General features: G+C 57.6%; 12 protein-coding genes. 9 read left to right on the top strand and 3 right to left on the bottom strand.

Going from position 1 to position 11,934, the window contains the following annotated elements; genetic code table 11:
* The first annotated feature begins 2 nt into the window (after nt 1-2).
* Both ACEWE8_RS18220 and ACEWE8_RS18215 read left to right on the top strand, forming a co-directional pair.
* The gene (locus tag ACEWE8_RS18220; RefSeq protein ID WP_046786384.1) at nt 3-800 is read left to right on the top strand and encodes an ABC transporter ATP-binding protein; all 798 of its coding nucleotides are present in this window, start codon (nt 3-5) and stop codon (nt 798-800) included.
* A 13-nt stretch (nt 801-813) separates the two neighbouring features.
* Nucleotides 814-1,305 carry an Lrp/AsnC family transcriptional regulator gene (locus ACEWE8_RS18215; RefSeq protein WP_046785877.1) on the top strand — a complete coding sequence of 164 codons (492 nt, stop codon included), beginning with the start codon at nt 814-816 and terminating at the stop codon, nt 1,303-1,305.
* 517 nt (nt 1,306-1,822) lie between these two features.
* Here ACEWE8_RS18215 and ctlX read toward each other — a convergent pair.
* On the bottom strand, nt 1,823-2,761 hold the full coding sequence (ctlX, locus tag ACEWE8_RS18210; protein WP_046785876.1) for a citrulline utilization hydrolase CtlX: 939 nt from the start codon (nt 2,759-2,761) through the stop codon (nt 1,823-1,825).
* Between the two features lie 32 nt (nt 2,762-2,793).
* Nucleotides 2,794-3,846: an ornithine cyclodeaminase gene (locus tag ACEWE8_RS18205; RefSeq protein ID WP_046785875.1), complete on the bottom strand. Its 1,053-nt coding sequence runs from the start codon at nt 3,844-3,846 to the stop codon at nt 2,794-2,796.
* A 183-nt stretch (nt 3,847-4,029) separates the two neighbouring features.
* Between ACEWE8_RS18205 and ACEWE8_RS18200 the strand changes: the two genes are divergently transcribed.
* The 3 genes from ACEWE8_RS18200 (at nt 4,030) to ACEWE8_RS18190 (ending at nt 6,482) form a co-directional block, all read left to right on the top strand.
* On the top strand, nt 4,030-4,452 hold the full coding sequence (locus ACEWE8_RS18200; protein ID WP_046786383.1) for an Lrp/AsnC family transcriptional regulator: 423 nt from the start codon (nt 4,030-4,032) through the stop codon (nt 4,450-4,452).
* Nucleotides 4,453-4,819: 367 nt separating this feature from the next.
* Entirely contained in the window at nt 4,820-6,235 is a 1,416-nt protein-coding gene (locus tag ACEWE8_RS18195; RefSeq protein ID WP_046785874.1) for an amino acid permease, read from the top strand.
* 10 nt (nt 6,236-6,245) lie between these two features.
* Nucleotides 6,246-6,482: a transcriptional regulator gene (locus tag ACEWE8_RS18190; protein WP_046785873.1), complete on the top strand. Its 237-nt coding sequence runs from the start codon at nt 6,246-6,248 to the stop codon at nt 6,480-6,482.
* A 64-nt stretch (nt 6,483-6,546) separates the two neighbouring features.
* On the opposite strand, the gene ACEWE8_RS18185 is transcribed toward ACEWE8_RS18190, so the two are convergent.
* A complete protein-coding gene (locus ACEWE8_RS18185; protein ID WP_046785872.1) occupies nt 6,547-7,527 on the bottom strand; it encodes a LysR family transcriptional regulator in 981 nt (326 codons plus the stop codon).
* 156 nt (nt 7,528-7,683) lie between these two features.
* Between ACEWE8_RS18185 and ACEWE8_RS18180 the strand changes: the two genes are divergently transcribed.
* From ACEWE8_RS18180 to ACEWE8_RS18165, 4 genes are read left to right on the top strand one after another with little or no spacing between them, the layout of a single operon-like run.
* Nucleotides 7,684-8,979, top strand: coding sequence for an MFS transporter (locus tag ACEWE8_RS18180; RefSeq protein ID WP_046785871.1), 1,296 nt, complete (start codon nt 7,684-7,686; stop codon nt 8,977-8,979).
* A gap of 13 nt (nt 8,980-8,992) precedes the next feature.
* Complete coding sequence (locus tag ACEWE8_RS18175; protein WP_046785870.1) at nt 8,993-9,748, top strand: class II aldolase/adducin family protein; 756 nt, start codon at nt 8,993-8,995, stop codon at nt 9,746-9,748.
* The gene (locus ACEWE8_RS18170) at nt 9,745-10,674 is read left to right on the top strand and encodes a 2-hydroxyacid dehydrogenase (protein WP_395589341.1); all 930 of its coding nucleotides are present in this window, start codon (nt 9,745-9,747) and stop codon (nt 10,672-10,674) included. Before ACEWE8_RS18175 ends, ACEWE8_RS18170 begins: the two co-directional genes overlap by 4 nt.
* A gap of 28 nt (nt 10,675-10,702) precedes the next feature.
* Complete coding sequence (locus ACEWE8_RS18165; protein WP_046785868.1) at nt 10,703-11,929, top strand: Zn-dependent hydrolase; 1,227 nt, start codon at nt 10,703-10,705, stop codon at nt 11,927-11,929.
* The last annotated feature ends 5 nt before the right edge of the window (nt 11,930-11,934 follow it).

The raw sequence follows: 11,934 nt of genomic DNA, 5'->3' as shown, positions 1-11,934 counted from the left end.
CCATGACCGAACCCACCTCCACCGCCACCACGACCACCCTCACTAACACCAGCAAACTCAGCGTCGACGGTTTGCACAAATACTATGGTGACCACCAAGTGCTCAAGGGCGTGTCCTTGCAAGCACGCAAAGGCGACGTGATCAGCCTGATCGGCGCCAGCGGCTCGGGTAAAAGCACCTTTCTACGCTGCATCAACTTCCTTGAGCAACCCGACGCTGGCAGCATCACGCTCGACGGCCAGACCCTGCAGATGCGCCCCTGCACACGTACTCCAGCACCGGCGCAACTACAGAACCTACGCACGCGCCTAGCCATGGTGTTCCAGCATTTCAACTTGTGGAGCCACCTTACGGTGTTGGAGAACATCTGCTTGGCACCACGCAAAGTCCTAGGCATCAGCGCCAAGGAAGCCGAAGCACGCGCCCGCATCTACCTGGACAAGGTCGGCCTCCCGACCCGTGCTGCCGAGCAGTACCCCGCGTTTCTGTCTGGAGGCCAGCAACAGCGCGTGGCCATTGCCCGCGCGTTGGCCATGGAACCGGAAATCATGCTTTTCGACGAGCCCACCTCAGCGCTCGACCCTGAGCTAGTGGGTGAAGTGCTCAAGGTGATACAGACGCTCGCCGAGGAAGGACGTACCATGCTCATGGTCACCCACGAGATGGGCTTCGCCCGCCAGGTGTCAAGCCAAGTGTTGTTCCTGCATCAGGGGATGGTCGAAGAACACGGCGGCGCCGAAATCCTCGACCAGCCCCAAAGCGAGCGGCTACGGCAGTTCCTTTCCAACCGTCTGAAGTGAAACCACACCAACCATGGATACCAAGGCCAAGACGTCCCACGCTGGGGCACTGGACCGCATTGACGAAGCCATCATCAACGTACTGCGCCATGAAGGTCGGATTACCTATGAGAAGCTCTCGACCCTCGTTCACCTGACGCCCAGGCCCTGCCTTGAGCGGGTGCGTAAGCTCGAGCCGCGTGGGGTGATTCGTGGGTATGGTGCGATAATCGACTTACAGACAGTTTCGCCGGGCTTGTTGCTGCTGGTCCTGGTGGCCTTGTCCAACCAGAGCGGGCGCGCCGCGCAAAGAGCCTTCGAGGCTACCGTGCGCGCCTGCCCACAGGTCTATGAGTGCCGACTGATCAGTGGTCATTTCGACTACAGCTTGCGTATGCGCTGTCGCGACATGGAGCATTACCGGGTGCTGACCGAAACCTGGATGAGCGACGACGAATTGCACATCGACAAACTGGTCGCTCATCCAGAACTCGCAGCGATCAAGAGCACTGCTGCGCAGATCTAAACCGCCTACCATGCGCCGGGCCTTGTTAGGCCCTAGCGCTTGAAACCCGCCACGCACGTGCGCCAATCCGCGCAGACCTGTTACAGCTCAACCCCACGCGATGCCGCCGCGGCACTCCCGGCAGGAGGCATCTTGCGTCGGAGGCTCGAACTCCTCCGGCCCCAATGTATCGTGCGATCGCCAACCGGTCCTCATCGGGCAGGTCCTGTACTCGATGTACCACCAGTTCACTCCGGCAGACAAAGACTGCAATACTTGCTCCTGCGATCAGTCTTGAAGGCAACAGTTGACCATAGGCATCTCGGTACATCAGGTTCGGGGGCGTGTGATCCAAGTTGTCAATGTAGAAGTCGATTGCCTTGCCACTGGCATCTGCGCCAGTGAACGGGTTGGGCTGAGTGCCCTTGGCTTGCATCACACTGAAGAAGGAGCGCTGCGCATCACTCACGTTGCGTAACATTACAAGCTGAAAACAAAATCCCCACCTGAGGAGGTGGGGATTAGGGTCATTCGAAAATTACTTCCGAGGCGAAAGATGAATGCCGGCGATCATGCATCGAACTGAGCCCCCAGCCATCTCGATGGTCGGAACATCCAGCGGCACCAGCCTGGCAGACCGCTCGATGCGCTGCCGCTGTTCGGTCGTCAGACTATCGAAAGCCCTGCGAGAGAGCGCCAAGATGCGTCCATCTTTGCCAGAAAGCTCAATGGCGTTACCGGCAAATTCATTGATCTGCTGGTTGGTCAGGTCAATAACATCTCGTCCAGACTCCATCAGGCGCATGCGGACTTCCTCTGCGCGAGGCTTGCTGGTGAAGGTACCGAAGCCAACGAGGGCGAATTCAGTGGCCACGCACATCAGCACGTTGGTGTGATAGATCGGCGCACCCTTCTCATCCGCCGTATCGAACACCATCGGCTCAAAATTGAAGTGAGTGCTGAACCGCTCCAAGGCAATCGGATCGGCACGATTGGAGCGAGCGGCGTATGCCACCCTGGACATGTGATCGAAAACCATCGCCCCGGTACCCTCGAGGAACAGCTCATCCTGTTCAAGGCCCGAGTAATCGATCACATCCTGAACCCGGTAATCCTGCTTGAGCATCTCTATGACGTCTGCACGACGTTCGCGCCGACGATTCATGGAATACATCGAGTAAATAGCGACGTGCCCACCAGGGTGCGTTGAGAACCAATTGTTGGGAAATACGGAGTCAGGTGTGTTGTTCTCGCCGAAGTCATCAAAGAGATGCACCCTGACACCTTCAGCTTCCAGCCGCCCTGCGGCCTGAGTGACCTCATCCCGTGCTATCTCGGAGAGTGTTTGAGCGGCGATATCAGGGTTGCTGCTCTGGAACGAGTTATCCGCTGCCGTTTCTGGGTTAGGGGTGAAGGCATGGGGCCTGACCATCACCACCGCAGCAGGCGCTTGAATCGAACGCGTTGGAAATGCCATCTCGATATTCCGTTATGAATCTGATCTTAGAGTTATGCAACGCGGCGGATGTGTTTCTTGGCGGAGCGACCACGGGTGTGGCTGAACAAATCCTTAGGGTCATCTTCAACCCACGGAACGAGATCGATCTTGGTGCCCGCGCCACGCTTTTGTGCCTGCTCGAGGACATATCGCAACACCGAGTAGTCTTCCAAGGCGAACCCGACAGAGTCAAAGACGGTAACTTGGTCATCGCTTTGGCGACCCTGCTCCTCACCCGTCAGCACACGCCACAGGTCCACAACGGGCGAGTCGGCTTCGAGCTGCTGGATATCACCTTCTATACGGGTTTGTGGCTCGTACTCAACAAACACCCTGGCCTTACGCAGCACATCAGCATGCAATTCAGTCTTGCCTGGGCAGTCGCCACCAACGGCGTTCAGGTGCATCCCTGGCTCAAGCATTTCAGGTGTGATGATGGTGGCGTAGGCCTTATCGGCTGTTACAGTCGTCACGATGTCCGCACCCCGCACTGCCTCGGCAACGCCCTGGGCGCGGGTGATTTTCAGGTCAGTGTATTCCTGCAGGTTGCGGATGAGTTTGGCGGTTGCCTGAGGGTCGACGTCATAGGCTACGATCTCCTGGATGCCAAGGTGCTTATGGAACGCGAGCGCTTGGAACTCGCTTTGAGCGCCGTTACCAATGAGGGCCATCTTCCGAGAATTTGGGCGAGCCAAAGCTTTGGCCGCCATCAGGGAGGTTGCCGCTGTGCGCAGAGCCGTCGCAATTGTCAGCTCAGACAACAGCACTGGGTATCCCGTCTGGACGTCCGCCAGCACGCCGAAGGCCATCACGGTGTGAAGATCCTTGAAGGTATTGGATGGATGCCCATTCACATACTTGAATGCATACTGGTTATTGTCAGCGACAGGCATCAACTCGATCACCCCTACCGCCGAGTGACTGGCTACCCGTGCTGACTTGTCAAACTCCGGCCAGCGCTTGAAGTCGTCGCGAATCACTTCCGAAAGCTCACCCAGAAATTCAACTACGCCGACATCACTGACCAGATCGGACATAGTAGGCACGTCGATGAAATGCGTCATTTTTATGCACCTTGAAAGTGCGCCCGCCTTAATAAAGTGCGTTGAGGGCGCTATTTGTGATTGTGTTGACCTCCTGAATTTTGATGAAGAACTGGAGCAGTTTGAAGCGTGCAGGTTGCCATATTTTACAAATTTCTAGACAATCTGCTCACAAAAAACAGCAATATGGATGGAATGCAGCACATGGACACCACTGATCGTGATCTGATCGCCCTTCTCAGAGACAACGCTCGCACCCCAGTAATGACCCTGGCCAAGAAGCTGAAGGTTGCTCGTGCAACGGTTCAGAACCGTATCGCCAAGCTCGAGGAGCAAGGCATCATCATGGGCTATACGATCCGACTCCAGTCCGACGCCATCGGGCATGGGGTGAGGGCTATAACCAGCATCAGCATCAGTGGGCACCACGCTGCAGAGGTAAAACACGCCTTGCGCGGGCATCCGAACGTGGTGGCCATCCACACCACCAACGGAAGATGGGATCTCATGGCAGAGCTTCGAGCAGACACTTTGGAGGCCTTCGACAAGGCGCTGAACACCATTCGCTCCATTCAGCACATCGAAAACACCGAAACCAGCATCCTCCTGTCGACCTTCAAGATGTAATCCGAAACGATCATTTGCGCACCATGCCAGTGCGATTTTGCACATTGCTCATAATCACGAGCACTTTGCTACGACAGCGCCCACTGGTGAGCAGTTTGTAGCGTTCCGATTGGCAACTATGGCTGGCAGAATGGCCATTCCCACCCATTCAGATAGATCTTAAAGTGTAGCAAGCACAGAGGCTGGTTAAATTTTAAACATCTGCAAGCTTGGCGAATAGATGCCGTCGAGTGCGTGTTTAACGTGTTCGTATGTGTCACTCCATATAAGTATCGCTGAGCTGTTTTGCAAATTTAAGCACCGCGACAAATTCACCTTCGAAGAGCGTGTATAGCGGTTTTTACGAAAAAAGAATAAGAGGTCACATATGCACCAAACGTGCAACTCTCAAGATGCAGCAGCAGGCGATGGGCGCGAGCTGAAACGACGGCTACAGAACAGACATATTCAGCTCATTGCTATCAGTGGTGCCATCGGAACAGGGCTGTTCATGGGCTCAGGCAAAATGATCGCCCTCTCCGGTTCCTCAATCCTGCTTGTCTACGCGATCATTGGCTTCTTCGTTTTTTGCATCATGCGAGCGATGGGCGAAATGCTCCTTGCCAACCTTGAGATGGGCTCGTTTGCAGAGCTCGTCCACCATCATTTGGGCCCACGCGCCGGGTTTATTCTCGCTTGGTCGTACTGGCTGAGCTGGGTCGTAGTCGCGGTAGGTGATGTCGTTGTGGTGGCAGGCTTCTTACAATATTGGTTCCCTGACCTTCCTACGTGGATACCCGCCTTTGGCACAATGTTCCTGCTAGTAGCGCTCAACATGCTGGCGGTGAAAGCCTTCGGTGAGGTGGAGTTCTGGTTCGGTCTCATCAAGATCATAGCCATCGTCGCGCTGGTACTCACTGGCCTCTACATGGTGGCTACCTCCTATACCTCTCCCGATGGCATCACCGCTTCGTTCAGTCACCTGGTACAACCCGGTGTGATGATGCCGCATGGCGTGCTTGGCTTCCTGGCTGGTTTCCAAATAGCCATTTTCTCCTTCGTGGGAACTGAACTCATCGGTACCGCTGCAGCTGAAGCTCACAATCCGGAGAAGACGCTGCCCAAAGCGATCAACACAATCCCGCTGCGGATTCTTCTATTTTACGTTGCCGCGCTCGCCTGCATTATCAGCGTGATTTCCTGGTCTCATGTGCCTGCAAACCGTAGTCCATTTGTTGAACTATTCATTCTGGGTGGCTTGCCCGCTGCTGCTGGCATGATCAACTTCGTAGTGATGACTTCAGCTGCCTCCTCAGCCAATAGCGGCGTTTACTCTGGCTCACGAATGCTCTACGGCCTGTCCCACAACAAGCAGGCACCCCAAGCCTTTGGGCGTTTGTCAGGCTCTGGCACACCAGTCCGCGCGTTGATGTTCTCAGGCTTTTGTATGACCATCGCGCTCACACTGCTGTTCGTCATCCCGGATGTGATGGGTGTATTTACCCTGGTTTCGACTATCTCGGCGGTTATGGTTGTGGTGACTTGGTCCTTGATCCTCCTCTCGTACCTAGCATATCGACGTACCAGTCCGGAAGCTCACCAGCGCTCAACCTTCAAACTTCCTGGCGGCAGGTTCACCGCAGTGCTCTCCTTGGCGTTTCTCATGTTCGTGCTGTGCCTGCTGGCACTGGAGGCTGATACACGAACAGCGCTCTACGTAATGCCGTTCTGGTACATCGGTTTGCTGCTGGCCTACCACCGAAGCGCAAAGGCATCAGCCCCTCTAGCTATGACGGCTTCGTGAGGAGGCGCTCGTGACCTCGACGACCGCAGGTATCAAACTCGACGCCCTGACCAAGGAGCGCATCAAGGAAGCCGCTGGACTACTGGATCGCACCCCTCACTGGTTCATGAAAAAGGCAGTGATGTACTGGCTGGAGAAAGTTGAGGCAGGTGCCGGCGTTGCTGAGATGCTGAGCGAGACCGAATTAGACGATGATGAACGGCTGAACAGCGTGCTGAGTCGACAGCGATTGCTGAATGCCGACTAGCGAAACAAGACGACCGCAGCCAAAGACTGCGGTCGTCTTATTTGGACTACTTTTTTCAAAGGCCCTACAGGCCGACATCAACCTGAGCGAGACAGTGCTGGAAACTTTCCAGGAATACTGTTTCTGCCATGGTCATCCTTTGCTCCCTATTCCAGAGCAAGTGCAAATCCGCGTTGACGATACCTTCTGGGGGCGGCAGCCGCCATAGCAGCCCCTTTTCCACATCTTCAAGGAGGAGGTGTTCAGGCATGCAGCCGACTCCGAAACCTGCACAAACTAGCCGTTGAACTTCCTCTACGCTAGGAGAGGAAGCAACGATGCGTCCCGTGAACCCATGCTGGTCACGGAACATCGCAAGCGGAGATAGGTTGCCTCCTAACTGGTCACTCACGAAGCTCACGAAATTCTCTCCTCGTAGAGACTCAAGCGTCACATCGCTGCGTCCGAACAATCGATGGCGCACGCCACAGAAAAACGCATAACGCTGGCTAAGCAATAGGCGTTGTTCCAGCTTGGGCTGAGGAATGCGGCACAAACCAACACCGGCAGTGGCAGTCTTCTGGAGCAGAGAGCTGATGATGTCCGCACTGCGCATGACATCAATTTCCAGCTCAACACGTGGATGCGCCTCATGGAAATCCCCCAGAAAATCGTCATAGAGCTGTGACTGCACCCGACTAACGCTCAGCACTCGCACCTTGCCTACTACGTCATCGCTTTCCTTTTCCACCGCTGCACCGATACGCGATACGTCCCCATAAATATCGATGGCGATGCGTAACACCTCCTCCCCAGCAGCCGTGAAATCGAAACGCGGGCCACTTCGGAAAATGAGAGCGCAGCCGAGCTGCTCCTCCAGACGTCTAAGCGCCTGGCTCACCGCTGACTGGGTTACGTGCAATCTCGCTGCAGCCCTGCTGATGCTGCCCTCTTGGCCAATCGCAAGGTAGGTACGCAGCAGGTTCCAGTCCAGGCGGTCGTTTAGGAATCGACGCCCTTCCCATTTGTTGACCAAAGCATCAGATCTTGAAGTTGGCGGATTCATTTACGGGCCCATTAGTAGCGCAGCTAATACGACGGATAAGAATTAGCAAATTGACTAATCATAGCCTCAAGGCGATAAATCTCGAAAGCGCCAAACAGAGCGCGACCGGCTTAGCCAAACCTGCCCACCTGCCTATAACTCTAAGAAGGGCCTTGCATGCATACGTCAAACCAGCCGCGTCGTGCGGCGGCTGCCGCATTTGTCGGCACCACCATCGAGTTCTACGACTTCTACATCTACGCCACGGCGGCTGCACTCGTGCTGGGTCAGGTGTTCTTCCCGAGCAGCAACCCCTTGCTCAGCACCTTGGCGGCATTCGGCACCTTCGCCGTAGGCTTCGTTGCCCGACCGATGGCAGGCATGGTCTTCGGTCATCTGGGCGATCGTCTGGGCCGCAAGAAAATGCTGCTGGTCACCATGGTTCTCATGGGCTTGGCCACCACTGGCATCGGTCTACTACCCAGCTACGCCAGTGCTGGCGTCTGGGCCCCCATCGGACTGATTGCCCTTCGAATTGTCCAGGGAATCTCTGTAGGTGGTGAGTGGGGTGGTGCCGTCCTGATGGCCAGCGAGCATGCGCCGGCTAAACGCAAAGTGTTCTACGCCTCGTTCGCTCAGCTCGGCAGCCCGGCTGGCCTGCTGCTCGCACTGATCGCATTCCGCCTGGTGTCTTCCTTGGAGCCCGAAGAGTTTCTGAGCTGGGGTTGGCGTCTGCCATTCCTGGCCAGCGGCGTCCTGATGCTGGTGGGTCTGGCTATCCGCTTCGGCGTCGAGGAAAGCCCTGAGTTCCAAGCCGCCAAGGCCAAGCAAGAGGTCGTCAAATACCCGGTGCTTGAAGTAGTACGTGACTGCTGGAGACAGATCCTGTTCGCCGCCCTCGCGGTGACCATCGGCTCCGCCGGTTTCTTCTTCACCAACACCTTCATGATCACCTACGTCACTACCTACCAAGGTATCCCCCGGGCAACCATCCTCGACTGCCTGTTCCTGGTGACCATCCTGCAGTTCTTGACCCAGCCACTGGCAGCGCTGCTCGCGGAGCGTATCGGTGAAGGCCGCTTCCTCAAGTTGATAGCCCTGCTGTGCATGGCTGTGCCTTACCCCATGTTCATGCTGGTCGGCACCCAGAATCTGGTGCTGATGACAGCCGGCATTGCCCTGGCGGTAGTAACCCTTTCAGCCCTGTATGCGGTGATTGCCGGCTACATGACACAGGCCTTCCCTGCTCACCTGCGCTACTCCGGTATCTCGCTCGCCTACCAGTTGATTTGCGCCATCGCCGGGGGCAGCACGCCGATCATCGGCACGTTGCTGGCCGACCGCTTCGCGGGCCAGTGGCTGCCACTCGCCGTGTTCTTCACCGCGCTCTCCACGCTGTCCTTGATCGGCGTCTGTGGCCTCTCTCGCCTGCGTGGCGAGCAGCAGCAACCCACCCCCGCCATCGCTCGTTAATTCAGGAGTTTTCATGAGCAAGCCACACAACATAAGCGATGTCGAATGGCAGGCACGCTGCGAACTGGCCTCGCTGTACCGAATGGTTGCGCACTTCCGCATGACCGATTTAATCGACACCCACATCACCCTACGTATTCCTGGGCCTGAGCATCACTTCCTGATCAACCAGTACGGCGTGATCTTTGACCGGATGCGCGCCAGTGATCTGGTACGCATCGACCAACATGGCAATGTGGTCGACCAGGCCAATAGCGAGCGCCGGGTGAACGCGGCTGGCTTCGTGATTCACTCGGCGATCCACATGGCACGACCGGACATGCACTGCGTGATCCACACCCATACCGCAGCCGGCATCGCCGTTTCGGCTCAGGAGCACGGGTTGCTGCCGATCAGCCAGCACGCGCTGAAGTTCTACGGCAAGCTGGCCTACCACCAGTACGAAGGCATTGCCCTGTCTCTGGATGAACGTGAGCGCCTGATCGCCGACCTCGGCAGCCACAAAGCAATGATCTTGCGCAACCACGGCCTGCTGGCCGGCGGCGCCAGTGTTGCCGAGGCCTTCCACGAGATTCACTTCCTGGAGCGCGCCTGCCAGGCGCAAGTACAGGCATTGGCCGGCGGCAGCAAGCTCATCTACCCCAGCGAAGAAGTTTGCCGCCACACCGCTGCCCAGTTCCAACGCGACGAGTCAGCGCAAATCATCAGTCTGAGCTGGAACGCCGCCCTGACCTTGATCGAACACCAACGTGAGTCGTACTGCTCATGAAGCCACTGGTTTTGCTGTCAACCGACCAAGCACTCTTGGGCCAGCTGCAATCAGCCTTCGCTCGCAGTGCCCCACAACTTCGTGTAGTGCTGGCCAATGCCCCCGACGCCCGGGAGGCGCAGGTGGCGGCTTGTTGGTTCCCGCCCGCTGGCAGCCTCAGCGCGTTGCCCAACCTCAAGCTGATCCACTCGGTGGCTGCTGGTGTTGATCACCTGGCCAACGACCCGAGCCAGCCAGCATTGCCAGTGTGCAGAGTCGTAGACCCGGCTCACCGCCAAGGCATGGCGGAGTATGTTCGCTGGGCGGTCATCCACTACCACCGGGACTTCGACCGAGCACTTGCCCAACAGCAGCAACAAGTATGGCAACGCCACCCTCAACGCCTCGCTGGTGAATACCGCATCGGCGTCATGGGGCTCGGCTCCCTTGGAGGAGCTATTGCCGGCGAGTTGGCCGAGGCCGGATATGCTGTCCGAGGTTGGTCGAGGAGTGCCAGGCAGCTAAGCGGCGTGCGCACATTCTCGGGGCCAGCGGAGTTCGATCAGTTCTTGGATGGCCTCGACCTCTTGATCAACCTGCTGCCATTGACCGATGCCACTCGCGGCATCCTCTGCCAGAAGACCTTTGAAGCCTTGGCGCCAAACGCGGCAATGATCAACTGCGGACGCGGGCAGCACCTGCAGGTGGATGACCTGGTCAACGCCGTCAACAGTGGCCGACTGCGCGGTGCGATTCTCGATGTGTTCGAGAAAGAGCCGCTGCCAATGGATAGCCGCCTCTGGAACACGCCGGGAATCGTCGTCACACCCCACATGGCCTCATGCGCTTCCCACGACTGTATTGCCCAGCAAGTTGCCGAGAACGCTCGGCGTCTGGCCTGTGCTGAACCACTCCTGAACCAAGTAGACCCCGCGCTCGGATACTGATCCCACCGCCTGTTTGAGGATTCACATCATGCATACATGCAATGGCACACGGCTGTGGGACAGCCTCATGGACATGGCCAAGGTCGGCCCAACCGCCAAAGGCGGCAACTGCCGCTTGGCACTGTCGAAAGAAGACCGAGACGGACGCGAGCTGTTCGCAAGCTGGTGCAGCGAGGCCGGAATGAGCATCCATGTTGATGCCATCGGCAACCTATTCGCCCGCCTGCCAGGTCGCAATGACGCCCTGCCCCCTGTGGTCATGGGCAGCCATTTGGACACCCAGCCGAAGGGCGGTCGCTTCGATGGCATCTACGGCGTGCTTGCCGGCCTGGAAGTGGTACGCAGCCTTAAGGACAAAGGCCTGCAGCTCGAGCGCGCATTGGAAATCGCGGTCTGGACGAACGAAGAAGGCGCTCGTTTCACTCCTGCCATGCTCGGATCGGCGGTGTTCACGGGCGAGCTGCCCCTCGAGCAAGCGCTGTCCAGCCGCGATGCTGAAGGCGTCAGCGTTGCCGACGCGTTAGAACAAACCGGCTACGCAGGTGAGCTACCTCTGGGCCGTGAGTTCGACGCGTACTTCGAAGCACACATCGAGCAAGGCCCAATCCTGGAGGACGCCGGCCTGCCCGTAGGGCTGGTGACGGGTGGACAAGCAATTTGCTGGCTGGACATCGAGATCAGTGGCCAGGCCGCTCACGCTGGCACCACGCCAATGCCATTGCGCCGCGACTCCCTATTCGGCGTAGGGGAAATGATCACCGCACTGGAGCAACTGTCACGCGACTTCGCGCCCAAAGGCCTCGTCACCGTTGGCCAATTGCAGATCGCCCGCTCTTCCCGCAACACCATCCCTGGCCACGTGGCGTTTACCCTCGACCTTCGCCATCACGAAGACGCCGCCATCGCTGACATGGAAGCCAGCGCCTGTGCACTCATCGACCAAATCGCCACCAAGCGTGGCTTGGAGGTTCAGATCAACCGCCACTGGCTGAGCCCGGCCACGCCCTTCGACCCGGCCTGCATCGATGCAGTACGCAAAGCCATCGAAGGCTTAGGCTATCCGTACCAGCCAATCGTCAGCGGCGCCGGCCATGACGCCATTCACCTTGCCCGTCACTGCCCAACCACCATGGTGTTCATCCCCTGCGTCGGCGGCCTGAGCCATAACGAAGCCGAAGACGCCTTGCCCAACGACGTGACCATGGGCTGCGACGTACTGCTCAACGCCGTGCTGACCCGCGCCGATAGACGCTGACTTAA

Source organism: Pseudomonas sp. TR47, assembly GCF_044143025.1.
GTDB lineage: Bacteria > Pseudomonadota > Gammaproteobacteria > Pseudomonadales > Pseudomonadaceae > Aquipseudomonas > Aquipseudomonas putida_E.
This window is presented reverse-complemented; position numbering and strand designations above follow the sequence as displayed.